Source organism: Demequina sediminis, assembly GCF_039545075.1.
Taxonomy (GTDB): Bacteria; Actinomycetota; Actinomycetes; order Actinomycetales; family Demequinaceae; genus Demequina; species Demequina sediminis.
Genome location: NZ_BAABRR010000001.1, coordinates 28,391 through 51,917 on the forward strand (window position 1 = coordinate 28,391; position 23,527 = coordinate 51,917).

The 23,527-nt window shown below is 71.3% G+C and carries 28 protein-coding genes and 2 tRNA genes; 13 read left to right on the top strand and 17 right to left on the bottom strand.

The window, feature by feature from the left end:
* The first annotated feature begins 1 nt into the window (after position 1).
* From ABEA62_RS00150 to ABEA62_RS00165, 4 genes are all read left to right on the top strand, one after another.
* Positions 2-1,261, top strand: a complete 1,260-nt coding sequence (locus tag ABEA62_RS00150) for a YibE/F family protein (protein ID WP_286215659.1) — start codon at positions 2-4, stop codon at positions 1,259-1,261.
* Positions 1,262-1,566: 305 nt separating this feature from the next.
* A complete protein-coding gene (gene dusB, locus ABEA62_RS00155; protein WP_425557926.1) occupies positions 1,567-2,739 on the top strand; it encodes a tRNA dihydrouridine synthase DusB in 1,173 nt (390 codons plus the stop codon).
* An 88-nt stretch (positions 2,740-2,827) separates the two neighbouring features.
* Positions 2,828-3,400 carry a dihydrofolate reductase family protein gene (locus tag ABEA62_RS00160; protein ID WP_286215661.1) on the top strand — a complete coding sequence of 191 codons (573 nt, stop codon included), beginning with the start codon at positions 2,828-2,830 and terminating at the stop codon, positions 3,398-3,400.
* Between the two features lie 56 nt (positions 3,401-3,456).
* Positions 3,457-4,734, top strand: a complete 1,278-nt coding sequence (locus ABEA62_RS00165; RefSeq protein ID WP_286215662.1) for a deoxyguanosinetriphosphate triphosphohydrolase — start codon at positions 3,457-3,459, stop codon at positions 4,732-4,734.
* Positions 4,735-4,749: 15 nt separating this feature from the next.
* On the opposite strand, the gene ABEA62_RS00170 is transcribed toward ABEA62_RS00165, so the two are convergent.
* The 5 genes from ABEA62_RS00170 to ABEA62_RS00190 form a co-directional block, all read right to left on the bottom strand.
* Positions 4,750-5,778 (bottom strand): DUF368 domain-containing protein, encoded by a 1,029-nt coding sequence (locus ABEA62_RS00170; protein WP_286215663.1) that lies wholly within the window; start codon positions 5,776-5,778, stop codon positions 4,750-4,752.
* Positions 5,775-6,179: a hypothetical protein gene (locus tag ABEA62_RS00175; protein ID WP_286215664.1), complete on the bottom strand. Its 405-nt coding sequence runs from the start codon at positions 6,177-6,179 to the stop codon at positions 5,775-5,777. Before ABEA62_RS00175 ends, ABEA62_RS00170 begins: the two co-directional genes overlap by 4 nt.
* Positions 6,176-6,598, bottom strand: a complete 423-nt coding sequence (locus tag ABEA62_RS00180; RefSeq protein ID WP_345377903.1) for a hypothetical protein — start codon at positions 6,596-6,598, stop codon at positions 6,176-6,178. Before ABEA62_RS00180 ends, ABEA62_RS00175 begins: the two co-directional genes overlap by 4 nt.
* Positions 6,599-6,602: 4 nt before the next feature.
* A complete protein-coding gene (locus ABEA62_RS00185; RefSeq protein WP_345377905.1) occupies positions 6,603-7,058 on the bottom strand; it encodes a DUF6941 family protein in 456 nt (151 codons plus the stop codon).
* Positions 7,059-7,146: 88 nt separating this feature from the next.
* Positions 7,147-8,688 (bottom strand): HNH endonuclease, encoded by a 1,542-nt coding sequence (locus ABEA62_RS00190; RefSeq protein WP_286215666.1) that lies wholly within the window; start codon positions 8,686-8,688, stop codon positions 7,147-7,149.
* Positions 8,689-8,858: 170 nt separating this feature from the next.
* On the opposite strand from ABEA62_RS00190, the gene dnaG reads away from it, so the two are divergent.
* The gene (dnaG, locus tag ABEA62_RS00195; protein ID WP_345377908.1) at positions 8,859-10,847 is read left to right on the top strand and encodes a DNA primase; all 1,989 of its coding nucleotides are present in this window, start codon (positions 8,859-8,861) and stop codon (positions 10,845-10,847) included.
* A 116-nt stretch (positions 10,848-10,963) separates the two neighbouring features.
* A complete protein-coding gene (locus tag ABEA62_RS00200; protein ID WP_286215667.1) occupies positions 10,964-11,248 on the top strand; it encodes a VOC family protein in 285 nt (94 codons plus the stop codon).
* Positions 11,249-11,346: 98 nt separating this feature from the next.
* Here ABEA62_RS00200 and ABEA62_RS00205 read toward each other — a convergent pair.
* A tRNA-Asn gene (locus tag ABEA62_RS00205) sits at positions 11,347-11,419 on the bottom strand.
* 119 nt (positions 11,420-11,538) lie between these two features.
* Here ABEA62_RS00205 and ABEA62_RS00210 point away from each other — a divergent pair.
* Both ABEA62_RS00210 and dinB read left to right on the top strand, forming a co-directional pair.
* Positions 11,539-11,612 (top strand) — tRNA-Ile (locus ABEA62_RS00210).
* Positions 11,613-11,794: 182 nt separating this feature from the next.
* A complete protein-coding gene (gene dinB / locus ABEA62_RS00215) occupies positions 11,795-12,991 on the top strand; it encodes a DNA polymerase IV (protein WP_345377911.1) in 1,197 nt (398 codons plus the stop codon).
* A 29-nt stretch (positions 12,992-13,020) separates the two neighbouring features.
* On the opposite strand, the gene ABEA62_RS00220 is transcribed toward dinB, so the two are convergent.
* Positions 13,021-13,440, bottom strand: a complete 420-nt coding sequence (locus ABEA62_RS00220; RefSeq protein WP_286215668.1) for a hypothetical protein — start codon at positions 13,438-13,440, stop codon at positions 13,021-13,023.
* 334 nt (positions 13,441-13,774) lie between these two features.
* On the opposite strand from ABEA62_RS00220, the gene ABEA62_RS00225 reads away from it, so the two are divergent.
* Positions 13,775-14,017 carry a hypothetical protein gene (locus ABEA62_RS00225; protein ID WP_286215669.1) on the top strand — a complete coding sequence of 81 codons (243 nt, stop codon included), beginning with the start codon at positions 13,775-13,777 and terminating at the stop codon, positions 14,015-14,017.
* A 7-nt stretch (positions 14,018-14,024) separates the two neighbouring features.
* On the opposite strand, the gene ABEA62_RS00230 is transcribed toward ABEA62_RS00225, so the two are convergent.
* The 7 genes from ABEA62_RS00230 to ABEA62_RS00260 all read right to left on the bottom strand — a co-directional run bounded on the left by ABEA62_RS00230 (position 14,025) and on the right by ABEA62_RS00260 (position 19,918).
* Positions 14,025-14,420 (bottom strand): cation:proton antiporter, encoded by a 396-nt coding sequence (locus ABEA62_RS00230; RefSeq protein WP_286215672.1) that lies wholly within the window; start codon positions 14,418-14,420, stop codon positions 14,025-14,027.
* Complete coding sequence (locus tag ABEA62_RS00235) at positions 14,417-14,674, bottom strand: MrpF/PhaF family protein (RefSeq protein WP_286215674.1); 258 nt, start codon at positions 14,672-14,674, stop codon at positions 14,417-14,419. Before ABEA62_RS00235 ends, ABEA62_RS00230 begins: the two co-directional genes overlap by 4 nt.
* Positions 14,671-15,033 carry a Na+/H+ antiporter subunit E gene (locus ABEA62_RS00240; RefSeq protein ID WP_286215676.1) on the bottom strand — a complete coding sequence of 121 codons (363 nt, stop codon included), beginning with the start codon at positions 15,031-15,033 and terminating at the stop codon, positions 14,671-14,673. The genes ABEA62_RS00235 and ABEA62_RS00240 overlap by 4 nt, the downstream gene beginning before the upstream one ends.
* A complete protein-coding gene (locus ABEA62_RS00245; RefSeq protein ID WP_286215677.1) occupies positions 15,030-16,577 on the bottom strand; it encodes a monovalent cation/H+ antiporter subunit D family protein in 1,548 nt (515 codons plus the stop codon). The genes ABEA62_RS00240 and ABEA62_RS00245 overlap by 4 nt, the downstream gene beginning before the upstream one ends.
* The gene (locus ABEA62_RS00250; RefSeq protein WP_345377917.1) at positions 16,574-16,945 is read right to left on the bottom strand and encodes a cation:proton antiporter subunit C; all 372 of its coding nucleotides are present in this window, start codon (positions 16,943-16,945) and stop codon (positions 16,574-16,576) included. The genes ABEA62_RS00245 and ABEA62_RS00250 overlap by 4 nt, the downstream gene beginning before the upstream one ends.
* Positions 16,942-19,692 (bottom strand): DUF4040 family protein, encoded by a 2,751-nt coding sequence (locus ABEA62_RS00255; protein WP_345377919.1) that lies wholly within the window; start codon positions 19,690-19,692, stop codon positions 16,942-16,944. The genes ABEA62_RS00250 and ABEA62_RS00255 overlap by 4 nt, the downstream gene beginning before the upstream one ends.
* Before the next feature lie 88 nt (positions 19,693-19,780).
* The gene (locus ABEA62_RS00260; protein ID WP_345377921.1) at positions 19,781-19,918 is read right to left on the bottom strand and encodes a hypothetical protein; all 138 of its coding nucleotides are present in this window, start codon (positions 19,916-19,918) and stop codon (positions 19,781-19,783) included.
* Between the two features lie 118 nt (positions 19,919-20,036).
* Between ABEA62_RS00260 and ABEA62_RS00265 the strand changes: the two genes are divergently transcribed.
* The 3 genes from ABEA62_RS00265 (at position 20,037) to ABEA62_RS00275 (ending at position 21,488) form a co-directional block, all read left to right on the top strand.
* On the top strand, positions 20,037-20,558 hold the full coding sequence (locus tag ABEA62_RS00265; protein ID WP_286215684.1) for a gluconokinase: 522 nt from the start codon (positions 20,037-20,039) through the stop codon (positions 20,556-20,558).
* Complete coding sequence (locus ABEA62_RS00270; RefSeq protein WP_286215685.1) at positions 20,555-20,854, top strand: DUF1905 domain-containing protein; 300 nt, start codon at positions 20,555-20,557, stop codon at positions 20,852-20,854. The genes ABEA62_RS00265 and ABEA62_RS00270 overlap by 4 nt, the downstream gene beginning before the upstream one ends.
* Before the next feature lie 61 nt (positions 20,855-20,915).
* Complete coding sequence (locus ABEA62_RS00275; RefSeq protein WP_286215687.1) at positions 20,916-21,488, top strand: hypothetical protein; 573 nt, start codon at positions 20,916-20,918, stop codon at positions 21,486-21,488.
* A 17-nt stretch (positions 21,489-21,505) separates the two neighbouring features.
* Here the strand turns inward: ABEA62_RS00275 and ABEA62_RS00280 are convergent, their stop codons facing one another.
* The 3 genes from ABEA62_RS00280 to ABEA62_RS12670 are packed head-to-tail and all read right to left on the bottom strand — an operon-like array spanning position 21,506 to position 22,927.
* On the bottom strand, positions 21,506-22,327 hold the full coding sequence (locus tag ABEA62_RS00280; protein ID WP_345377925.1) for an NAD(P)H-hydrate dehydratase: 822 nt from the start codon (positions 22,325-22,327) through the stop codon (positions 21,506-21,508).
* A gap of 43 nt (positions 22,328-22,370) precedes the next feature.
* The gene (locus ABEA62_RS12665) at positions 22,371-22,673 is read right to left on the bottom strand and encodes a GNAT family N-acetyltransferase (protein ID WP_425557929.1); all 303 of its coding nucleotides are present in this window, start codon (positions 22,671-22,673) and stop codon (positions 22,371-22,373) included.
* Positions 22,565-22,927, bottom strand: coding sequence for a GNAT family N-acetyltransferase (locus tag ABEA62_RS12670; protein ID WP_425557930.1), 363 nt, complete (start codon positions 22,925-22,927; stop codon positions 22,565-22,567). The genes ABEA62_RS12665 and ABEA62_RS12670 overlap by 109 nt, the downstream gene beginning before the upstream one ends.
* 44 nt (positions 22,928-22,971) lie before the next feature.
* On the opposite strand from ABEA62_RS12670, the gene def reads away from it, so the two are divergent.
* On the top strand, positions 22,972-23,472 hold the full coding sequence (gene def, locus ABEA62_RS00290) for a peptide deformylase (RefSeq protein ID WP_286215693.1): 501 nt from the start codon (positions 22,972-22,974) through the stop codon (positions 23,470-23,472).
* The last annotated feature ends 55 nt before the right edge of the window (positions 23,473-23,527 follow it).

The following is a 23,527-nucleotide window of genomic DNA, read 5'->3' on the forward strand; positions in this document are numbered from 1 at the left end:
CATGGGAGCCGGTCACTCTCACGCCGAGACCCGGCCGCGCGCGACGCCGGGCGCCACGCGCGTCCTGTGGGCGCTCGTGATAGGCGTGCTCGGCGGCGTGCTCGTGGGCGCCATGGTGACGTGGCCGTCGAGTTGGGACATGCTCGGCTCTCAGCAGTTTCTCTACGAGGACGCGCGCCGGCTCGACGCCGAGGTCGTGTCCTTCGACGAGTCCACGGGCGAGTCCGTGGTGCGTGTCACGACCCCGGGCGCCGAGGGCGAGAGGGAGATGGCGCCCACGGGCGTGGGCTCGCTGGTGCTCGAACCCGGCGACCAGGTGCGCGTGGTCGAGCTCGACGAGGGGCCGCTCGTGTTCTCGGACTTCGAGCGCGGGACGCCCATTCTCGCCCTCCTCATCGTCTACGTGGTGCTCGTCATCGCGGTCGCCTGGTGGCGCGGGCTGGGCGCCCTGCTGGGCCTGGCCGCGGCGTTCGGGATCGTCGCGTTCTACACCGTGCCCGCGCTGCTCGACGGCGCGAGCCCGCCCCTCGTGGGCCTGGTCACGGCGGCCGGCGCGCTCTTCGTGCTGCTCTATGTCGCCCATGGGCCCAACGCGCGCACGACCACGGCGTACCTGGGCACCATCGCGGGTCTCGCGGTGACGGCGGCGCTCGGCACGTGGGCGGTGACCGCGGCCAAGATCCCCGGCGTGCCGTCCGAGGCGGAGATCAACATCGCGTTCGTCGAGGGGAGGCTGTCGCTCCAGGGGCTCGCGCTGTGCGGCCTCATGATCGCGGGACTGGGCGTGCTCAACGACGTCACCATCACGCAGGCCTCGGCGGTGTGGGAGCTGGGCGCGGCACGGCCCGACCTGGGTCCGTGGCAGCTCTTCTCGCGCGGCATGAGGATTGGCCGCGACCACATCGCGTCGACCGTCTACACGATCGCCTTCGCGTACGTGGGAGCCTCGCTGCCGCTCATCATGCTGGTCGCGGTCTACGACAATCCGCTGTCGGGCGCCATCACGTCCTCCGAGATCGCCGGCGAGGTGGTGCGCACCCTGGTCGGGTCGATCGGCCTCGTGCTCGCGGTGCCGCTGACGACCGCGATCGGCGCGCTGATCGTGGGACTGGCGGGGGAGAAGCGGGACGACATCGAGCCTGGTGCGCCTGGCGATGTGGATCCCGAGAGGGACGATGCCGCGGCCGGGGTCGCCGCGCGCGACGCCTCCGCGCCGCATGAGGCGGGCGACGGCACGGGATCTCCCGCGCGGGATTCGTGACTGTTTTTCCCTCATTGTGCGGATTTGCTTGACGCGGGGCCCGCGGCACTCCACTCTGGTCCTGACGGGCATTCCGGGGGGCGCGGCCAGTGTTTCCGAGGGGGAGGCCGGGTGCCGTCCCCGCACATACGTTGCGGCAGCGCGCTGGTTCGCTGCGCCGTGACGCCTCGCGCCCGGGCTATCCCTCAGCGGCCCGGGCGCGAGTGTGCCCGACGTCAGTGAGGCTGTGGCGAGACCGCCGCGGAACCGGGGCGCCCACCCGGCCACGGCATCGTCCCGCGGGGCACCCCACGACGCCTGAGACAATGGATGCCATGACCCCCGCGACTCGTGTCCTGCAGCCGCTGCGCCTTGGCCCGCTCGAGGTCGACACTCCCGTGGTGCTCGCCCCGATGGCCGGCATCACCAACGCCGCGTTCCGGCGACTGTGCCGCGAGCACGGCGGCGGTCTGTACGTGGCCGAGATGGTGACCTCGCGCGCGCTCGTCGAGCGCACCCCCGAGTCGCTGCGCATCATCGCTCACGACCCCGACGAGACGCCCCGGTCGGTGCAGGTCTACGGGGTGGACCCGGCGACGGTCGGCGCTGCGGTGCGCATGATCTGCGAGGAGGACCGCGCGGATCACATCGACATGAATTTTGGCTGCCCGGTGCCCAAGGTGACGCGCAAGGGTGGCGGCGCGGTGCTGCCGTGGAAGCGGGACCTCTTCAAGGAGATCGTGCGTGCCGCGGTGCGCGAGGCCTCGCGCTTCGACATCCCCGTCACCGTCAAGATGCGCAAGGGGGTCGACGACGACCACCTCACGTACCTCGACGCGGGACGCACCGCGGAGAAGGAGGGCGTCGCGGCCGTGGCGCTGCACGCGCGCACCGCGGCGGAGTACTACTCGGGGACCGCGGACTGGGACGCGATCGCACGGCTCAAGGAGGCCGTCACGAGCATCCCCGTGCTGGGCAACGGGGACATCTGGCAGGCCGAGGACGCGGTGCGCATGGTCGAGCAGACCGGGTGTGACGGCGTGGTCGTGGGACGCGGCTGCATGGGGCGCCCGTGGCTGTTTGCCGATCTGCAGGCTGCGTTCGAGGGACGGCCCGAGCGGGTGCGGCCGGGGCTGCGCGTGGTCGCGGACACGATCTACCGCCACGGCGAGCTCATGGTGACGCACTTCGGCGCCGACGAGAACAAGGCGATGCGCGAGATCCGCAAGCACATGTCCTGGTATCTCAAGGGTTACCCGGTCGGAGGAGAGGTGCGCCGCGCCTTGGGACTGGTCGAGACGCTCGCCGAGCTGCGCGGGCTGCTCGACTCGCTCGCGCTCGACACCGGGTATCCGGGCGAGGAGGCCGAGGGTCCGCGCGGCCGGCAGGGCTCGCCGCGCGTGCCCGCGTGTCCCGACGGATGGCTCGACACGCAGGACATCACTCCGGACCTCGAGGCCAGGCTGCGGGAGGCGGAGCTCAGCGTCTCGGGCGGGTAGGGGGTAGCGCGGGTAGGGGGTAGCGCGGGTAGGTCAGGTGGCGCGGGTGGCGGTTCCTGCTGTCGCACGCGCACGTTAGCGTGGACGCATGAGCCGCATCCGCGCGTACCTGGCCGCCTCGCTCGACGGATTCGTCGCGGGACCTCATGACGAACTCGCGTGGCTCGAGGGTCGCGCTCCGGACGCGCCGCCGTTCGCCGTCGCGCCGTGGCGCGACACGAGCGACGAGGGCGTGCTCGAGTTCAGCGCCTTCCTCACGGGGGTCGGGTGCATCCTCATGGGCAGGCGGACGTATGACATCGTCGAGGGCTTCCCGGAGTGGCCGTACGGCGACGTGCCGATGCGCATCGCGACGCACCGGCCGCTCGACGCGCCCCACGCATGGGTCGAGCCGATCGAGGGCGACATCGCCGACCTCATCGCGCGCGCGAGCGAGGTTGCGGGGGAGGGCGATGTCTATGTCGACGGGGCCGCGCTGGTGCGCGAGACGCTCGAGGCGGGGCTGCTCGATCATCTGGTGCTGACGCTCGTGCCCACGGTACTGGGGGACGGGATTTCGCTCTTCGGGGGGCTGACGGTGCCGGCCGAGATGACGGTCGAGCGGGTTGCGCGCTACGGCGACGGGCTGGTGCAGCTCCACCTCAGGCCGCGCGCCGACTAACCCGCGGAGGGAGGCAGGGGCAGGGAGGTGGCCGGCGTCGCCGCTAGAGTCGGAGTGTGAGCGCCCTTCCCGACGGCTATGCCGCATCCGATGTGGAGCGCTACGTGCAGGAGCCTCCCAAGCAGGCGCAACGCACGCCGTTCGAACGCGACCGCGCGCGCATCGTTCATGCGAGTGCGCTGCGCAGGCTCGGTGCCAAGACGCAGGTGCTGGGCGCGGGCACGGGCGACTTCGTTCGGACGCGTCTCACGCACACGCTCGAGGTGGCCCAGGTGGGGCGGAGCCTCGGCAAGATCCTGGGCTGCGACCCCGACGTGGTCGACGCCGCGTGCCTCGCCCATGACCTGGGACACCCGCCCTTCGGGCACAACGGGGAGCGCGCTCTCGACGAGGTGTCCCGGGAGATCGGCGGCTTCGAGGGCAACGCGCAGACCCTGCGCCTGCTCACGCGGCTCGAGCCCAAGTCCTTCGACCCCGTCACGGGGGAGAGCGTGGGGCTCAACCTCACGCGCGCCACGCTCGACGCGAGCGTCAAGTATCCGTGGACCGAGGACGCGACGCCCACGCGCCCCGACGGCAGCCCCACGCGCAAGTTCGGCGTCTACGACGACGACCTGCCGGTGTTCCGCTGGCTGCGTGAGGGCGCCCCCGAGCGGGCGCAGAGCTTCGAGGCGCAGGTCATGGACCTCGCCGACGACATCTCGTACTCCGTGCACGACGTCGAGGACTCGGTGGTGCATCACACGGTGTCGCTCGGGGTGCTGCGCGACCATGGCAGGGCGCGCGAGATCGCGGCCCACGCGCGCCAGTGGTACGGGCGAGGGGAGCCGGAGGCGCTCATCGCCGCGCTCGACCGCCTGCGTGCGGAGCCGTGGTGGATGGACGAGTACGACGGCTCACACCGGGACCTCGCGCGGCTCAAGGACATGACGAGCCAGCTCATCGGGAGGCTCGTGGGCCGGATCGCCTCCGCGACCCGCGAACGCTACGGCGACGGGCCGCTCACGCGACACCACGCGAGCCTCGTGATCCCCGAAGAGACCGCCGACGAGATCCTCATGCTCAAGGGCATCGCGGTGCACTTCCTCATGGCGCCGCGCGAGCGCAAGCACGCGTATCGCCAGCAGCGCCAGCGGCTCGCGGATCTGGTGGGTGCGCTGGTCGAGTTGGGCGACGTCGCGCTCGAGCCTCACTTCGCGGCGATGTATCGGGAGGCGGCGGACGATGCCGCGCGCACCAGGGTGGTGATCGACCAGGTGGCGTCGCTCACCGATAAGTCGGCATACGACTGGCACCACAGGTACGTGGCGCGGTCTCGCTCTCCACGGTCGTAGCTGCCGCCCGAGGTCCTAGGAGCCGTCGGCCGCGTCGGCGGCGGAGTCGGCGGCCTGAGCGACCTCCTCGATCGCGGCGCGGCGCAGCAGGAAGCGGTGTTCCGCGAGCAGGGTGAGGACCACGATGCCGGCACCGACAAGGAGGGCGATCAGGGGTGCGGCGATCGACCCGGTGGGTGCGATCCTCGCCCCGTCCGCGTCCTGCCACGGCCACAGCGCGACCAGGCTGCCCGCCATGACGCCGGTGAGGACCACGAGGGTGACACGGCGGTGGTGCTCCAGTAGCCACTGGAGTGCCTTGACGATGCTCACGAGACCGATCGCGCAGCCGAGCGCGAACCACGCGAGGTAGCCCAGGTCGCGGTCGTTGACGGCCGCGAGGGTCGGCTCATACAGCCCGAAGGTGAGGAGCAGGAAGGACCCCGACAGTCCGGGCAGCACGAGCGCCGAGACCGCGATCGCGGCCGCGGGCACCAGCACCAGTGGGGTGGGCTCGAGGCTTCCGCCCGGCAGCGAGACGATCACCGCGGTCGCGAGCGTGGCGATCACGGCGATCACCCACTCACGCGCCCTCCACGACCCGTCACGGCCGCGGCGGTCCTCGGAGGCGATCGCGTGGCGGTAGGGCACCGCGAGCGAGGCGAGTACGAGGCCGAGGAAGAGTCCCCTCATGGTCTCGGGGTGCTCGGTGATGAGGTCCTCCATGACGCGCGCCATGGTGACGAGCGCGATGACCATGCCGATGCCGATCGGCACGATGATCCCCCAGCGCACCCGCGAGAACTCGCGACCCGCCCGCGTCAGGCCCTTGCCGCGCAGGCCGTCCGTGACGGAGGTGCGGATGCCCGCGATGAGGTGTCCCGCGGAGGTCAGCAGCGTCTCGTAGACGCCAGTCATGAGCGCGATGGTGCCGCCGGAGACGCCGGGTACGGTCTCCGCAGTGCCGATCAGGCCTCCGCGCAGGAGGTCGAGCGCCACCAAGGCGGGGGTGCGGCGCGGAGTCGGCTCGCCTGCCTCGATGTCCGCGGTGTGAGGGGTTGTCATGACGGGTCCTTCCTGGCCGTGCGGGTGGCGTGTGCCGTGCGTTCGCGCACCAGCAGCACTAGGGCGATGATCGGCAGGAGCAGCGGCACCCAGCCATAGGCCGAGCCGTAGCCGGTCCACACCGTCTCGTCGGGCCACCAGGACGGTTCCACGTAGCCGAGCGTGCCGACGATCACGACGCCGGCGAGCTCGACCACGGTGCCCACCAACGCGACCCCCGCCCACCGCTTCCATAGCGCGAGCGCGATGACCGTGTAGAGCAGTGCTGACAGTCCTGACACGAGATAGGGGACGGGCGCGTCGGCGAGCTTGGTGGTGATCTGGACCGTCGACCGGCCGAGCGCCGCGAGGCCAAGCACCGAGTATGCGACGACCAGCGCGATGCGTGCGACGTAGTTCACGCGCCCCCCTCGACGATGATGATGACGCGCCACACCACGACGGCGAGGGCGATCGCGACGATCACCGCCGAGGCGGCATCGACGCGGGCGATCTGGTCGGGCGCGAGGACGGGCCGGGTGGGATCGGGATCCGCGGCGGCGGCCTCGGGTGTGCCTAGCCGGCCGATTCCCAGCAGGGCGAGCAGCGCGAGCGACGCCATCAGGTAGCCGAGCGTGAGCACGAGCCCAGCGTCGACGCCCGTGAGGAGCAGCACGACGACTGCGATGAGGTGGATGACCGTGGCCGCATAGGTCGCCGGGATGGCAAGGAGCACCGCCCGGTGAGCATTCGGCCAGATCAGCGTGACGATGCCTGCCAGTGCGAGCGCGGCGCAGACCACGAGCACCAGCGGGACGATCACCGCGGTGTAGACACCCACGTGATCAGCCCTGCTGCGCCGCCTGCTGCACGCGCATCGGCAGTCGCGTCATCTCTTCGCCGTCGACGCTGATGACCCACGAGAACAGGCGGGGCTTGTCGAAGCGGAGCCCGTCGATGGTGAACGCGAAGCTCGCGACCTGCTCGTCGCCGTCCACGAGGTGCGGGGGGCGACCCACCGTGAACTCGCCACCCATGGCGCGCACGGGGGCGGGCTTGCCGTCCTCGTCGGGACGGATCCCGATCGGGTACTCGACGCCGTCCTCGGTGAGCAGCTTGAGCTCGAACTGGTGCGCACGGTTGGTCTCGGTGAAGGGCACGTGCACGATCGCGCCGACCGAAAGGCGGCGGTGCACGGCAGGGAAGCCGCGCACAAAGATGATGTTCCACCCCGCGCCCAGCGCGTAGATCTTGTTCTGCACGACCTCAGCCGAGTCGGCGAGGAATGCGTCCACTCTCACAGCAGCCAGTCCTTTCGTGGGGGGCGGGTCCAGCCTAGCGCGCGCCGCGCGGGCGGCCCGCGCGAGGGGGCGGGGAGGCGCGGCTCGACTACGCGTACGCAGGCGCATGGGCGACGATGCCTGGCGAACCTGGCTGAGTGAGGTGGCGGGGTGCGTGGAAGCGGGCGCGGCCTCCTTGGCGGGGTGTCTGGAGCGGGTCGATGCTTGCGGGTGGGGTGAACCAGACTTCGGTGGTGGTGGCGTGGATGGTCCAGCCTTGGTGGTGGATCGTGTGGTGGCAGTGGCGGCACAGCAGGACGCCGTTGGCGATGGAGGTGATCCCGAGGTCGCGGCTCCACCATTCGATGTGGTGGACCTCTGCCCAGCCTGGTGGAGCTCCGCAGAAGGCGCAGCCGCCGTCGCGTTCGATGAGGGCGAGCCGTTGAGCCGTGGTGAACAGGCGGCGTTTGCGTCCCCAGTCGAGCAGTTCGCTGTGGGAGCCCAGCACGGCGGGGATGACGTGAGCATTGGCGGCCATGCGGCGTGCGGTGGAGATGTCGATCGCGTGAGAGGTGCCGTCGATCTCGGCGTTGCCCAGCCCGGTGTGGAGGTCTGTCTCATGGACGCGGACGACGACCGTAGTCGACGCGAGCGGGAGGTCGGTGGCGGTGCAGGCGAGCGCGTGGCGGGCGAGGTCCGCGAGGGCATCGGCGCGCATCTGGGCGGCTGTTCTGGTCGTGGCTGTTGTGGTGGCGGCTGTCTTGGTGGCGGGTGTTCCTGCGCGGGCGGTGGTGTCGGCACTGGTGTCGCTGGTGGTGTCGGTGGCGATGTTGTCGCGGGCGCGGCGCATCGCGTCGCTGACGAGGGCGTCGAGGGCGGCGCGGACGGGGGCGGCGGTTTCGGGGTCGAGGCGTGCGTCGATGGCGAGCATGCCGTCGCGGTCCTCCCACAGGTGGAGGTAGCGGTTCGCGCGCAGGCGTTCGAGGGTGGCGGGAGTCGTGTCGACCGTGAGCGCGGTGCGGAAGTGGGTGACGATGCGGCCGAACGTGGTCGCTGTCAGCCCGGGCGCGCGAGAGACGAGGTCGCGTTCGGCGCTCCGAAGACGCTCGGTGGGGATGGTCTCGGGCAGGGCGTCGAGCATGGACGTGATGGTGCTCGCGCAGTCGACGGAGAGTTCGCGAGAGTTCAGCGCCTCCGCCACGTGTGGATGGTGGCCGAGTTCACCGTCGGACGCGGGCTCATGGGTGAGCACCCGTCCCACGTCGAGCAGCCGGCCGGCGTGGGCGCGCGTGGAGCCCAGGACGGAGGCGATCATGTCGACGGTCCCGCGGTGTCCCAGGCGGCGCGCCACACCGCCATCGGGCTCGGTGTCGCCGTGGCGTTCGATCGCGCACGCTACCTCGGCCAGGAGGAGGTCGACCTCCCGGGCGAGTTGCCCGGCGATCTGAGCCCGCGCCGCGAGCACCGCCGCATCCACGCCCACGCCGTTGTGCCCGTCCCGCCCGTCCCGCCCGTCAGGCCCGCCAGACCCCCGCGCGGCATCCCGCACCCCGGCCACCGCCGCGATCGCCACCGCGCACGCGGCCGAGAACGCATCCACCACGACGGCAGCGCCGCCGGGTTCGCGATCGAGAAGGCCCGAAATGTCCATGGCTTCATCCCACCACCAGGGTCCGACAATCGGGACAAAAGGGACCCAAGGAGCCTGTGGAAAGTCATAATGGGACCCGCATACCTGGGAGAACGTCGCGAAGTCCCGCCCGGACCCGGCCCCCTCCACCGCGCCACGGCATCGTCCCCACGCCCGAGTAGTCTGAGCCCGTGGCAGGGACGATCAATAGGGATGACATCGCGGCGGTCCGCGAACGCGCCCCGATCGAGGAGATCGTGGGCCAGCACGTCTCGCTCAAGTCTGCCGGCGTGGGCTCGCTCAAGGGCCTGTGCCCGTTCCACGACGAGCGCTCGCCGTCCTTCCACGTGCGCCCCGCCGCGGGCCGCTGGCACTGCTTCGGATGCGGCGAGGGCGGCGACGTCATCGAGTTCGTCATGCGCATGGACGGCCTGCCGTTCGCGGAGGCGGTCGAATACCTCGCGGAACGCGCCGGAGTGACCCTGCGCTATGAGTCCGGCGCCCCCCGCGGATCCGAGTCGGGCGCGGGCATGCGCCGCCGCCTGCTCGAGGCCCACAGGATCGCCGCCGAGTACTTCGCCGAGCAGCTCGCGAGCCCCGAGGCCCGCATCGCGCGCGACTTCCTGCGCGAGCGCGGCTTCGACCGCGAGGCCGCGCAGATGTTCGGCTGCGGATACGCACCGCAGGGCTGGTCGCACCTCACGGAGCACCTGCGCGGCAAGAACTTTACGGAGGCCGAGCTCAAGGCATCGGGCCTGGTGTCCGAGGGTCAGCGCGGCATCTACGACCGCTTCCGCGGGCGCCTTGTATGGCCCATCAGGGAGGTCACGGGCGACGTCATCGGCTTCGGGGCGCGCCGCCTGCACGAGGACGACCAAGGCCCCAAGTACCTCAACACCCCCGAGACGCAGCTCTACAAGAAGGCGCACGTCCTGTACGGCCTCGACCTCGCGAAGGGCACGATCCGCTCGGAGCGCACCGCGGTGGTGGTTGAGGGCTACACCGATGTCATGGCCTGCCACCTCGCGGGCGTCACCAATGCCGTCGCGACGTGCGGCACCGCGTTCGGCGAGGACCACGTCAAGGTGGTGCGACGCCTCATGGGCGACACGGGCCAGGCGCAGCTCAAGGTCGGCTCGACCGGCGCCAAGGTGATCTTCACGTTCGATGGCGACGAGGCCGGCCAGAACGCCGCGCTCAAGTCCTTCGCGCTCGACCAGCAATTCCTCGCGCAGACCTTTGTCGCGGTCGATCCCGAGGGCCTGGACCCGTGCGACATTCGTCAGCGCGATGGCGACGATGCCGTGCGTCGTCTCATGGACCGTCGCGTCCCGCTGTTCGAGTTTGTGATTCGCGCCGCGCTCGCGCAGCACGACCTCGAGACCCCCGAGGGGCGGGTGGCGGCGCTGCGCACCGCGGTGCCGATCGTGTCGCAGATTCGCGACCGCGCGCTGCGGCCCGAGTACGCGCGGCGCCTCGCGGGATGGCTGGGCATGGAACCGGCCGATGTCGTGGGCGCCGTCTCGCGTGCCAGCCGCCAGTCCGGTGGCCGGGCGGGCGGATCCTCGGGCGGGCCCGGTGGCGCGCAGGGCCAGCCCGGCGGCCCCCAGGGGCGTCAGGGCGGCCCGCCGCCCCAGCATCGTTCCGACGAACCCCCGCCGATCGACCCGGAGACCGGCCAGATCGCGACCGTGGTCGCGTCGCGGCCCAACCCTCGCGACCCGGTCGTGCGCGCGGAGGCGCTCGCGTTGGGTGCGCTGTTGCAGGCCCAGCGGGCGATCGCGGGTGACGGCCCGGCGATGCAGATCGTGAGCGAGTTGTCGCGCGCGGCCTTCACCGCGCCGCAGTATGCGCAGATCTTCGACGCGATGGTCGCGGTCGGGGGACCGGGGGAGGCCCCGGCGGACTGGGTGGGCGCGGTGATCGAGCAGGTGGGTCCCGAGCTCGCCTCGCTGGTCTCGCAGCTCGCCGTCACGCCGCTGCCGCACGACAAACTGGCGGAGGAGGCCGCGTATGCGCGGTCCGTGCTCGCGCGGCTCCTGGACCTGAGCCTGACGCGCCAGGCTGCGGACCTGCGCGGCCGCATGCAGCGCGCAGGCGAGGGGACTCCCGCGGCGCAGGAGGCGTTCGCGGAGATGATCCGGCTGGAGACGCGCAGGCGGCAGCTCCGCGAGGGCTGACGAGCGGGAGAGGGGTGCGCGATGTCGCAACGAGTCTCGGTGGTGACGCTCGGGGTCGCGGATCTCGGCCGGTCGAGGCGCTTCTACGAGGCCTGGGGCTGGACGGCGCGGCAGATTTGGCGGCTGACCAGGCGCGACCCGGCGCGGCGCTGGGCACGGGCGCGATCGCGCTCGCGCAGAACTACCCCTCGGAGGCGGAGGTGGATCGTGTCTTCGAGGCTGCTCTCGCGGCCGGAGGGACGATGCTTAAGCGGCCTCAGGCGGCCGAGTGGGGTGGGTACTCGGGCTACGTCGCGGACCCCGACGGGCACCCGTGGGAGCTGGCGGTCAATCCGTTCGGGGATCTCGAGGCAGATGGATCGGTGACCATTCCGGTGGATGCGGGACCGGTGGGAGAGTAGGGCCGCTGGGCGTCACGCCCGGTGCCGTGATGCGCGTCTCCGCGGGGCGATGCTGCCCGGACATGCGAAGAGCCGGCCCCGAAGGACCGGCTCTCAAGCTCCCCCGGCTGGACTCGAACCAGCAACCTGCCGATTAACAGTCGGCTGCTCTGCCAATTGAGCTACGGAGGATCGCGCTCGAATACTCTAGCGGATCCCTGAGGCTGCCGGTGACCATCCTGGGGGTGCTGGTGGTCGCGACTCGGGCGGGGAACGCCCCGCTAGACTGACGCGCGGCCTCTCGGGGTCACGGGCCAGTAGCTCAGCAGGTCAGAGCAGTGGACTCATAATCCATCGGTCGCGGGTTCGAGCCCCGCCTGGCCCACGCGTGACTCGTATTCGATGTCGGTGCGCGCACCTGCGAAGGTCGGGGCGGTTCATCCGCGCGCCGCCGCCGGGTTCTGCCTCGATACTGGCTGACGTCAACCAATACCGGGGAGCACCCATGCGGTGTCGGACGCAGGTGAGACCATTCCCGAAAGAGCGTGTGGTGGCGGGAGGTCGGAGATGCGCGGCGAAGCGACGGTGCTCCACGCCGACCTTGATGCGTTCTACGCCTCGGTCGAGCAGCGGGACGACTCTGCACTGCGCGGACGGCCGATCATTGTGGGCGGCGGCGTGGTGGTGGCCGCGAGTTATGAAGCAAAGGCCCGGGGCGTCCGCACCGCGATGGGGGTGCAGCGCGCGCGTGCGCTCTGTCCCGACGCCATCATCGTCCCTCCCCGTATGGAGGCTTACTCGGCAGCGAGTCGCGCAGTGTTTGCGATCTTCCACGACACCACGCCGCACGTGGAAGGCGTCTCGATCGACGAGGCGTTCCTCGAGGTTGGGGGGCTTCGCCGCCTTGCCGGGACTCCCGAGGAGATTGCCGTGCGCCTGCGGGAGCGTGTGCGTGCCGAAGCCGGGCTCCCGATTTCGGTGGGCGTCGCGAGAACAAAGTTCCTTGCGAAGGTGGCGAGCGCGGTCAGCAAGCCCGACGGGCTCCTCCTGGTGAGGCCGGATCACGAAGAGGCGTTCCTTCATCCGCTCCCCGTCGAACGGCTTTGGGGCGTGGGCGCGGTGACCGCGGAGAAGTTGCACAGCAACGGCGTCTACACGGTCGGGCAGTTGGCCGAACTCGAAGCGGCGACCGCCGAGCGATGGCTCGGAAAGGCGGCCGGTGCGCATCTGCACGCGCTGGCGAGGCTTCGGGACCCGCGGCCGGTCGCGACGACCAAGCGCCACGGATCCATCGGCTCGCAGCGCGCGCTTGGCAATCGGTCGTACACCGCTGGTGAGCTTGGGCTGATCCTCACTCAGATCGTCGACGGCCTCGCGAAGCGCCTGCGCGATCGCGGATCGTCGTGCGCGACCGTCGTGTTGAGGCTTCGCTATGGCGACTTCACCAAAGCGACCCGATCGCGCACGCTCGCCGCGCCCACCGATCGCACCGAGGTCTTGCTCGGCGTCGCTCAGCAATTGCTCGATGCAGCGGGTCCTGATATCTCCGGCCGGGGCGTGACCCTCATCGGCGTCTCTCTCGCGCAACTGACCAGCGCAGGCAGGATGCAGCTCGAGCTTCCGATCGACTGGCACGACGGGGCGCGCATCGACACTGCCCTCGATGCGGTCCGCGATCGGTTCGGCTCCGCCGCCGTCACGCGCGCCGCACTGATCGGCCGTGATCCTGGTTGGTCGGCGCCGCGGCTGCCTGAACACGAGTAGACACATTCGGGACCCGCGTGGTGAGCGCGCTACCAGGGCCGCATTGCGACTCGCGTGCCAGCGCCGCGACCGCTGGGGGCCTTCTGCCAGTTTCTGTCGTCCCTGGCCAGGGACAAGTCGCCGACGTAGACCGCCACCAGCTCCCACAACCGCAGCAGACGAGGCGGCGCTCCACGGTGCCATCGAGTCGTCGCCAATGGCTCGTCACGGCGCTGGTGCCACATCGGCCACCAGTCCGTGCCGTCGTCCTCGTCGGCAAACGCAATGCGGATGTACCACTCGTTGAGCGCGTCCAGGCTCTCGAACGAGCCATCGAGCTCCGGTCCACAGGTTTCGGCGAGCCGGGCCCGCAGCTGCTCGCGTCGCACGGGGAGTGCCTCGATGAATGAGGCGAAGGCCAAGTCGGCGTCGTTCCATGACGCGTGAAAGCCGGGAACGAGGCGCCTCATACCTGCCAGATCGTAGCGGGGACCTTGTCGCCGGCGGCGAGGATCGGCCACGTCTCGCCGGGACCGGCGATGCTCCACGGTGAGGTTGGCACGGGCCAGCCCGCTACCCCCGACTCACGACAACCGCCCCGCACCCAGGAGCACAACACCGATGCGGGTGACGGGGAAGACCGGGGCGACCGCGCGGCCCTCGACGGGGTTCGTCAGCCTGACGCCCACGGTCTCGCCCGTCGAGAGCCGTGCATGGGCGTCAGGACACGGGAGAGCGGAAGTCGTGACGCGAGTTCGCGCGCCGTAGGGTGACACGCAGAGGAACCTGCGAAGGGGGAGGTACATGGCTCGCGGCACGCTCACGGTCGCGCTGATCGCACTGATCGCCGCGACCGCCGCCGCCTGCGCGGGCGAGGTTCACGACGTGCGCGGGGACCTCAAGCGGCCGTATGCCGCGCTCGTGATCGCCGATGCCGTGGTCGCGTCCAGCGCGGACGTGGCGGGGGAGGAGGGCGTGACTCTCACTCTGGTGGCGGCCGAAGCCGTCGCCTACGACGTGCGCCTTGAGCGCCTCCAGGAGTGGTGAGCGCCGCTTACTCCACGTCGCGCGGCGTCTCGCGCTCCTCGCGCGCCAGGCGCGCCTCCTCGCGCTCGTCCGGGTCGGACTCCTCCGCGAGCTCGTCGAAGCGCGGCTCATACAGCGGAGTGCCCGTCAGATATGCGGAGCGCGCGATCGCGATCGATCCCACCGCGGACGTGGCCAACTGGAGCGCGATGATCGCGACCGCCTTGAAGGCATCGGGCACGGTGGGCTGCAGCGACAGCGCTCCCACGATGACCAGCGCCATGCCCACGCCGCCCGCGGTGCCCACCGCGGAGATGCGCGTGTACGTGTCGGGGAAGCGCAACAGCCCGAGCGCCGCGCTCGCGAATACGAGCGCACCCAGGACCACGAACACCGATCCCACGACCTCGAAGACCTGGCTCATCGCTTCCCCCTCGTCAGCGCACGGGCGAGCGACAGCGCGCCCAGGAACCCCAGTAGCGAGGAGATCAGCACGATGTCGAACGTGTAGGAGTTCGCGAGCCGCACGCCCATGAGCGCGACGAGCCCCACCACCCCGAAGAGCAGCAGGTCGGCCGCGACCGCCCGGTCCGCCTCGGCGGGACCACGTAGCATGCGGTAGGTCGCCGCGAAGCATGCCACCACGATGATGACGATTCCGATGTCGAGCGCGATCATGAGCGTGCCCCCTCGCGCCGCACCGCATGCAGCACCTTGTTCTCCATGACGCGCAGCTCCGCGCGCAGCGCGTCCGCATCGGCGGCGTACATCCCGTGGACGTACAGCACGCGCGTCTGCTCGTCTCCCACCACGTCCGTGCCGAGCGTGAGCGTGCCGGGCGTGATGGTGATCATCGACGCGAAGAGCGTGATCTCGAGGTCCGTCCTGCAGCGGGTCTCGAGTCGCGCGATGCCCGGCGTGGAGTTCTGTCCGGGTGTGAAGTTGTCGCGCAACACGGCGGCACTCGACACCACGATCTCCTTGGCGAACCACAGCGCCAGTCCCACGATCCTCACCGGCCACGTCACCCAGCTCATGGCGTGCTCACCGCCTCCACATACGCGCTCGTATCGAGCAGCCCCGTCGCCGCCGTCTGCGACAACGCGAGCAGCGGCTCGGCGGCCAGGCCCAGCACCACCGTGAGCGCGGCAAGCACCACCGCCGGCGCCGCGAGCGCGGCACGCACCCGGGTGCGGGTGGACGATGCCGGGGCAAGGGCGACCCGGCCGCCCGAGGGCGTCCCCGGAGTCCCCGCGACGGGCTCGAGGTCCGGTCCGGGCGGGGTCGACCAGAACAGCGCGGCCCAGATCCGCAGCATGGCGACCAGCGTCACGAGGCTCGCGACAATGATGAGCGCCGCGATGAGGCCCTGACCCGCGTCGAGCGACGCCCACACCAGCGCGACCTTGGCCACGAATCCCGAGAACGGCGGCAGGCCGGCGAGCGACAATGCCGCGACAAGGAACGCCGCGGCCAAGACCGGCTCGCGCTTCGCGAGACCCGTCACCCGACCCAACACGCCCGTGCCGTAGCGGACCTCGATCGCGCCCGTGGACAGGAACAGCGAGGTCTTCACGATCATGTGGTGCACCAGGTAGAAGATGGCCGCCGCGAGACCCGCCTGGGTGAACAGCGCCATTCCCAGCAGGATGGTTCCGATGCCGCTCACCATCGAGAACGTCAGGCTCTCGCGCAACGTCGAGGCGCCCGCCGCGGCCACGGCGCCCACGAGCATCGTCACGCCAAAGACGACCGCGCCCACCCACAGGTAGCGCGTGTCGCCGTCGAAGACCACCGCGTAGATGCGCACGATCGCGTAGATCGCGACCTTGGTGTGTAGCCCCGAGAAGAGCGCGGTGATCGCGGGCGAGGTCGCCGGATAGGCCCGCGCGATCCAGCCATGGACCGGCACCACGGCGGCCTTGATGCCCAGCGCGATGAGGCACACCGCGACCGCGAGGGCGACGCGGGAGTCCTCCTGCGCGGCCCCCGCGAGGTCCGCGAGGTTGACGCTGCCCGCCGTGCCATACACGAACGCGACGCCGATGAGGAAGATCGTCGAGGTCAGCAGATTGACCACGACGTACAGCCGCGCCCCTGCCACCTGTCGCAGCGATGCCGCCCCGGGTCCCGCGAGCACGAACAGCCCATACGAGGGCACCAGCATGACCTCGACGAAGACGAAGAGGTTGAAGAGGTCGGCCGTGAGTAGCGCGCCGTTGACGCCCGCGATCAGCACGAGCATGAGCGGCGCGAAGTAGCGCGTCGAGGCGCGGTCGCTCGCGACGGCGAACGCGACGCTCGCGAGTGACAGGAGGGACGTGATGGCAAGCATGATCGCGGTGAGAGCATCCGCCGCGAACGGGATCGCGATCCCCACGGGCCACTGGCCCACGCCGGTCGCCAGCGGAGCGGCGCCCGAGCCGAAGTGCACCGCGAGCGCGACCGCCGCGACGAACGTGGCACTCAGCACCGCGACCAGCGTTGCGGTGTGCGCGCGGCGCCGCTCTCCCACGACGACGAGCGCGCCGGCCGTGAGGAGCGGGACCGCGACCAGCAGCGGCAAGAGGGTGGCGGTCATCGGGTCACCTCCGGGTCGGGGCGATCATCGTCATCCTCGGACACGGCGTCCTCGTCGGTGTCGTGCGGCGTGAACGAGTCATCCTCGCGCCCCGTCACGGTGAACACGAGCATCACGATCGTGATCGCGAACGCGATGACGATCGCGGTGAGCACGAAGGCCTGCGGGAGGGGGTCGGCGACCCCCGCGAGGTCTTCCGGGCTGCCGAAGGGGGCCTCGCGACGCGACGTTCCTCCCGCGGCCATGATGATGAGGTTCGCGGCGTGGCCCAGCAGCACGAAGCCCAGGATCACCCGCAGCATCTCCCGCTTGAGCAGCAGGTACACGGCGCCCGCGACGAGCAGGCCGGCGGTCAGCGCGACGGTCATCGTGCCCCCACCTCCTCGCGCCGGCGATCTCGCGGGAGACGATGCTGGCGGCCCAGCAGGTTGTAGGCGGCGAGGATGACGCCGATCACCGCGAGGTACACGCCGACGTCGAAGACGAGCGACGAGGTGAGCTTGTAGCCGAGGATGTACGTGCTCATCGGTGCGAGGAACGAGCCGTCGAAGTAGCCCACGAAGCCGGCACCGGCGCCCACCACGATTCCCGCGCCGATCAGTGTGAGATAGGGCCAGCGAATCCGCGCGGTCGTATCGCTCGGCGCCGCCATGTACGCAAGGGCGAAGCCCGCGCCGCCCACGAGCGCCGCGATGAAGCCACCGCCCGGCTCCTGGTGCCCGCGCAGCAGCAGCACCACGGACATGACGACGATCAGCGGCGCGAGGATGCGCGCGACGGTGCGCACGAAGACCGTGTTGCTGCGGGCGTCCGCCAGCGGAGAGGACTCGTCGATGTGGGCGGACCTCACCGGCACGGCGCGCCTCGAATGCAGCAGCGCCGCAATGGTGAGCCCCGCCATGCCCAGCACGGTGAGCTCCCCCAGGGTGTCGAGCGCGCGGAACTCGACCAGCACGGTGTTGACGATGTTCGCCCCGCCCGTCTCCGCCTCGCCCTCGGTGAGGAGGTAGGTCGCGGCGGGGGAGAGTTCGCGCCGCCCCGTGAGTGCCCATACGCCCAGCACCGTCGCGACTCCCGCGCCGACCGCGACCACGCCGGCGGCGATGCGCGGGCGGCCCCGCTCGCGCACGAACCGTGACGGCAGGCGACGCAGCAGCAGCACGAAGACGGTGACGGTGAGGATCTCGACCAACAGCTGAGTGATCGCGACGTCGACGGCGCCGAGCGCCAGGAACCACAGCGTCATCGCGAAGCCCACCACGCCGGCGACCACCACGGCAGCGATGCGCGTGCGCGCCCGCACCATCGCGACCACGCCGCCGGCCACGAGCACCACGAGCGCCCAGTCCAGGGGCCGCGAGGTGTCGCCGATCACGGGCGGCAGGCCGTCGAGGCGGAAAGCGGCGCCGATCGCGAGGGCGGTGAGGACGATCGCGGGAATGGCGAGGTGCCTGCGGGGCGACGCGGTGCCAGCCCAGCGAGCGACGGCGGCGCCGCCGTGCACCACGCCGTGGAGCGTCGCGTCGACCACATCGAGCGCGCGGAACGGGAACGCGAGCGGCTCGAGCGCGCGCGACACGCGCGTCCTCGCGAGGATCAGCGCGGTTCCGGTGGCGATCACCGCAATGGACACCGCGAGCGGGGCGTTGAACCCATGCCACAGCGCGAGGTGCTTGTCGATCTCCTCGCCCGCCGCGCCCGACGCCCCGCCGGACACCAGCCCGTCGAGCACGAACGGCGCGACGCCCAGCACGAGTCCCGCGAGGGCGCCCGTCGCGGGTACGCCCCACAGCAGGGGGGAGGCCTCGCGCACGACGCGGCCCGTGCGGCCGCCGAGCGCACCCAGCACGATCCGCCCGGAGTAGGCGAAGGTCAGCACAGATGCCGCCGCGGCGGCGCCCGTGACGACCCAGGGCACCCACGCCGGTCCCGGCGCGTGAAGGAACGCCTCGAGCATCGTCTCCTTGCTCACAAAGCCCAGCAGCAGTGGCACCCCCGCCATCGAGGCCGCGGCGAGAGCGATCGCGGCCGCGGTGACGGGCATTCGTGGCTGGAGGTCGGCCAGGTGACTGATGCGGCGCGTTCCCGCCTCGTGGTCGATCACGCCGACCAGCATGAACAGCGACGCCTTGAACAGCGCGTGCGCGACGGTGTGGACCACCGCGGCCGTCAGCGCCTCGGGGGTGCCGATGCCGATCATGGCGACGAGCAGGCCGAGCTGGCTGATGGTCGAGTACGCGAGCAGTTCCTTGAGGTCGTCGCGACGCAGTGCGGCGATGGCCCCCAGCAGCGCGGTGATGAGGCCCGCGGTCACGAGCATGACCGTCCACACCTGCTCGCCCGCGAGGGCGGGGGAGAAGCGCAGCAGGAGGTAGATGCCAGCCTTCACCATCGCCGCTGCGTGCAGGTACGCGGAGACGGGGGTGATCGCGACCATCGAGTCGGGAAGCCACGCGTGGAACGGGAACTGTGCGGACTTGGTGAACGCGGCGATCGCGATGAGGACCGCGACGGAGGTGGTGAAGCCGGCGTCCTCTCCCCAGATGGGGTGAGAGAGCGCCTCGCCGATGCGCGTGGTGCCGGTGCCGATCGCGACGGTCACGACCGCGGCGAGCAGCGCGAGCCCTCCCGCGGCGGTCACCAGCACCGTGCGGATCGCGGACTCGCGCGCCGCGCCGCCCGGCCGCGCGATGAGGAAGAACGAGCACAGCGTGGTGGCCTCCCACGCGACGAACAGCACCACGAGGTCGTCGGTGAGGACCAGCACCAGCATGGCGGCGGCGAAGGCCGTCATGAGCAGGTAGAAGACGCCGTGCTTGCCGCGTCCCAGGTAGCGGCCCGAGTAGATGAGGATCGCGGCGCCGATCACGAGCACGAGCATCGCGAAGACGAGCGCGAGGCCGTCGAGGCGCAGCGCGAACTCGATGCCGAGTGTGGGCATCCACGCGAGCGACTCGGTGACGACCTCCCCCGGCGCCGCCGCCGTTCCCACGATCGCGGCGGCGATGAGCAGGGGCACGGCGAGCGCCCAGCCCGCGGTGCGGCCCAGGGCGCGGTTGAGCGCCGGGGCGGCGGCGCAGGCGACCAGGACGGTCGCGACGGCGGTTAGGAGCACGGTTCCACCTCGGTCGGGGCAGGGAGGGACGGGGAACCGGCGGGGGAGTCACTCGCTCGCGGAGCGAGGGCAACACCCGGGCCGGCGTTCACGCGCCGAGGGTGGGGGGAGCGGTGCCCGCGAGGCTCGCGCCCCAGCTCGACACCTGTCCGTTGGTGCCCACGTGCATCCCCAGCGACAGTCCGCCGGCGAACGCCGTGCGGGTGTTGGGGTAGTGGGGGATCACCGTCCTGATCTTACCCGGTGCGGCGCCCCTGCCAGGAGAGCCACCCCCGCGACGATGCCCGCGGCGCCGAGCCCGATCCCGATAGGGTCGTGGCCATCCCCACACGAAGGGCGGTGCCGTGACGTCGCACGCGATCCCGCGCATCGTCGTCATGGGCCCGTCCGCGACGGGAAAGTCGACGGTGGGTGCCGCGCTCGCGGCCGCCCTCGCGGTCCCCTTTGTCGATGCGGACGACCTTCACCCGGACACGAACCTGGCCAAGATGGCCGCGGGCACTCCGCTCGACGATGCGGACCGCTGGCCGTGGCTCGACCGCGTGGGCGGCGTGCTCGCGGACGCCGCGTCCACCGGGGGCGTAGTGGTTGCGTGCAGCGCGCTGCGACGCGAGTACCGCGACCGCTTGCGGGCGAACGCGCCGGGCGCTTGGTGCGTCGAGCTGACGATCTCCGAGGAGGAGGCGACCCGCCGCTGCGCGGCGCGCGATGGACACTTCATGCCGGCCGCGCTGGTCGCCTCGCAGTTCGCGATCCTGGAGGGTCTCGGGGTCGATGAGCCGGGCGTGCGCGTGGATGCCACCGCGGCCACCGCAGACATCGTGGCGCGAGCCCTCAAGGCGCTGACGGCGGAGGCGGCGAGGTGACCGCGCACGAGTTCGACGCCGAGCTCTACCTCTGGGACGCGCGCAGCGACTCGTGGGTGTTCGCGGACCTGCCCTTCGACATCGCCGACGAGATCGAGGATGCGCAGACGGGTCCGCGCCGCGGATTCGGCGCCGTGCGCGTCGAGGTGAGCGTGGGCGCGACCACGTGGCGCACCAGCATCTTCCCGTCGAAGGAGCGGCGCACGTTTGTCCTGCCCGTTAAGCGCGCTGTCCTCAAGGCCGAGCGCCTCGCGCCGGGGCAGACCGTCACGGTTCGCGTCACTCCCCTCCTGTAGCGGCACCCCGGTGAGACACTGAGGCCAGGGCGTCGAGCGCGACGCCGGAGCGGAGGGGCTCATGTCCGAGGACCGTGCCAGCGAGGCCCCGGTGGCCGAGCCCCTCGACCCGCGGCGTGCCGCATGGCTCGCGACCGCGATCGGCATCCCGATCTACGGCGCGCTGTCCCTCCTCATGGCGGTTGCCGCGGCGCCCGTGGTGGAGGCTCTCGCCCCCGATCGCAGTGAGGTCGACGACGCCGCGATCTTCGTCGGGGTTGGCATCCTCAACACCGCGATCGCGGTGCTGGGCATCCTGCTCATCGCCCACACGATCGGCAGGCTCGTGTTCTCCGCGACCCGCAACGGCGGCGACCGCCGCGCGAGCATCGTCTTCGCGGTGATGGGAGCGCTGCTCGCCGCGCCGGTCGTGACGCTGGTGGCGCTGGGTCAGTCCGAGACCGCCGCGGGCGCCGCGTACGCGATCCTCGCGGTCGCGATGCCGGCCTCCGTGACGTCCGGCCTCACGCGAGCGGTGCTGCCGACCGTCGCCGCCTCGCGCGCCGCGGGCCGCGCCGCCGCGGTGGTCGCCGTGCTCGCGGTGGTGATCGTGCTCGCGTGGGCCTCGATCACGCTGTTCGGCGCTGCCAACTGAGGTGCCGCGAGCTGAACTCAGCCGGCCAGCACGGCGGCCACCGCGCCGGGGAGGGCCGTCGCCACGTCGAGCGCCGCGATCGGCCCGCCACGCGACGCGTCCTCGGCGGCGCGCGCGTGGATCCACGCCGCGCTCGCGCCGGCCGCGTCCGCGCTGAGTCCCGCGGCGAGGAGCGCACCCGCGATGCCGGCGAGCACGTCGCCCGCGCCCGCGGTCGCGAGCCACGCGGGGGCCTCGGGCAGCTCGATGGTCGCGCCGCCGGGCGAGACCACGAGCGTCACGGCGCCCTTGAGAAGCACCGTCGCGCGTGCGGTCTCGGCCAGCAGCCGCGCGTGGCCCACGCGATCGCGCTCAACGTCAGCGAGCGTGACGTCGTGGCGGAGCGCCCCGAGCGTGCGCACCAGTTCACCCGCGTGGGGGGTGAGAAGCACGCGCTCGGACCCCACCGCACGCGCACCTGCGGCGCGTGCACGCGCCACGGTCTCGAGCGCCCCTGCGTCGACGACCATTGCGACCGACTGCGCGATCACGGCCCCGATCGCCGCGTCCTGCTCGGGATAGTCCGCGACCCCCGGGCCGACCACCCAGGCCTGCGCACGCGGCAGGCGTTCGGCGGCGTCGACGGGGTGGTGCACCACGGCCTCGGGACGATGAGCGAGGACCAGATCCTGCGCGCGCGGCGGCCCGACGTAGCGCACCATCCCCGCGCCGGCGCGCACCGCGGCGGACACGACCAGGGCCGCCGCACCCGGATAGGCCTCGGATCCCGCGATCACCCCGACGACTCCGCGCGAGTACTTGTCGTCGGCCGCGCCGGGCCTCGGCCAGGACGCGGCCACGTCCGCGCGTTCCCAGCGGCGCATCGGCATCAGGCCGCGACCATCAGGAGGCGACGCGCCGCACGTACACGTCGGAGTGCATCCAGGCGCCGTCGCGCTCGATGTCGTTGTCGATGCGCCGCGCGAGGGCGAGGCCCAGGTGCTCCATGACTTTGGCGGAGGCGCGATGCTCGGGCCGGCAGCGCGCGTGAATCTCCGCGACGGCGGGGTCCTCGAGAAGGGCCGTGATCACCGCGCTCACCGCCTCGGTCGCGATGCCGCGGCCCCACAGGTCGCGTCGCACCACCCACCCGAGCTCCCGCACCGCGGGGGAGTCCTCGAGGCGGCCGCGATTCTCGCCATACACGCCCACCCGCCCACGACGGTAGCTGCCGCGATGCGCCCTGCCGTGCCCACGGCATCGTCCCTCAGCGTGATCGCCCAGTGGGAGGGAACCCCCGCCGCGACGGCCTCCTCGAGCCAGCCCTGGGTGTCCTCGAGGCTGTTGGGGCCCCAGTCCGTGAAGCGGCACACGGCGGGGTCCGACGCATAGACGTGGACGTCCCCGGCGTCCTCACGAGCGAACGGCCGTAGCAGGAGTCTCGCGGTCTCGAGCGTCATAAGCCGACGATACGCCCCCCTCGCGGCCGTGGAAGAATACGCGCATGGCAATGCGCGACATTCGAGTGATTGGGGACCCGGTCCTCCGCACCCCTTGTGAACCGATCGGCGAGATCGACGACCGCGTGCGGCAACTGATCGAGGACCTTGTTGAGACGGTCGATCACGACGGTCGCGCGGGACTCGCCGCCAATCAAATCGGTGTGTCGCTGAGGGCGTTCTCGTGGAACATCGACGGGGACATCGGCTACATCATCAATCCCGAGATCGTCGAGGTGAGCGACGAGTTCCAGGAGATCGGCGAGGAGGGCTGTCTCTCGGTCCCCGGCCTCTGGTACCCGTGCGAGCGGGCGGCCTATGCGCGTGCCGTGGGCACCGACCTCAACGGCGACAAGGTCGAGGTCGAGGGCGAGGAGATCTGGGCCCGCCTCATCAACCACGAGGTCGACCACCTCGACGGCAAGCTCTACCTCGATCGGCTCAAGCGAGACGTGCGCAAGAAGGCCATGCGCGAGCTCCGCGAGTCCCTCGAGCAGGCCGACTGACGCGACTCGCGGTCACGCGCGCTGGACCATCCGCCCCGCGTGAGGCATGATCGGA

Coding starts and splice junctions, on each gene's coding strand:
- dinB (WP_345377911.1), top strand. CDS start 11,795: ATGCGCGGCGAAGCGACGGTGCTCCACGCCGACCTTGATGCGTTCTAC.
- ABEA62_RS00250 (WP_345377917.1), bottom strand. CDS start 16,945: ATGACCGTCGCGCTGACCGCCGGCCTGCTCGTCGCGGGCGCCGTGTAC.
- ABEA62_RS00245 (WP_286215677.1), bottom strand. CDS start 16,577: ATGACCGCCACCCTCTTGCCGCTGCTGGTCGCGGTCCCGCTCCTCACG.
- ABEA62_RS00150 (WP_286215659.1), top strand. CDS start 2: ATGGGAGCCGGTCACTCTCACGCCGAGACCCGGCCGCGCGCGACGCCG.
- ABEA62_RS00235 (WP_286215674.1), bottom strand. CDS start 14,674: ATGATCGCGCTCGACATCGGAATCGTCATCATCGTGGTGGCATGCTTC.
- dusB (WP_425557926.1), top strand. CDS start 1,567: ATGGATGCCATGACCCCCGCGACTCGTGTCCTGCAGCCGCTGCGCCTT.
- ABEA62_RS00230 (WP_286215672.1), bottom strand. CDS start 14,420: ATGAGCCAGGTCTTCGAGGTCGTGGGATCGGTGTTCGTGGTCCTGGGT.
- ABEA62_RS00170 (WP_286215663.1), bottom strand. CDS start 5,778: ATGACAACCCCTCACACCGCGGACATCGAGGCAGGCGAGCCGACTCCG.
- ABEA62_RS00220 (WP_286215668.1), bottom strand. CDS start 13,440: ATGAGGCGCCTCGTTCCCGGCTTTCACGCGTCATGGAACGACGCCGAC.
- ABEA62_RS00275 (WP_286215687.1), top strand. CDS start 20,916: ATGTCCGAGGACCGTGCCAGCGAGGCCCCGGTGGCCGAGCCCCTCGAC.
- ABEA62_RS00240 (WP_286215676.1), bottom strand. CDS start 15,033: ATGAGCTGGGTGACGTGGCCGGTGAGGATCGTGGGACTGGCGCTGTGG.
- def (WP_286215693.1), top strand. CDS start 22,972: ATGGCAATGCGCGACATTCGAGTGATTGGGGACCCGGTCCTCCGCACC.
- ABEA62_RS00190 (WP_286215666.1), bottom strand. CDS start 8,688: ATGGACATTTCGGGCCTTCTCGATCGCGAACCCGGCGGCGCTGCCGTC.
- ABEA62_RS12670 (WP_425557930.1), bottom strand. CDS start 22,927: ATGACGCTCGAGACCGCGAGACTCCTGCTACGGCCGTTCGCTCGTGAG.
- ABEA62_RS00225 (WP_286215669.1), top strand. CDS start 13,775: ATGGCTCGCGGCACGCTCACGGTCGCGCTGATCGCACTGATCGCCGCG.
- ABEA62_RS00160 (WP_286215661.1), top strand. CDS start 2,828: ATGAGCCGCATCCGCGCGTACCTGGCCGCCTCGCTCGACGGATTCGTC.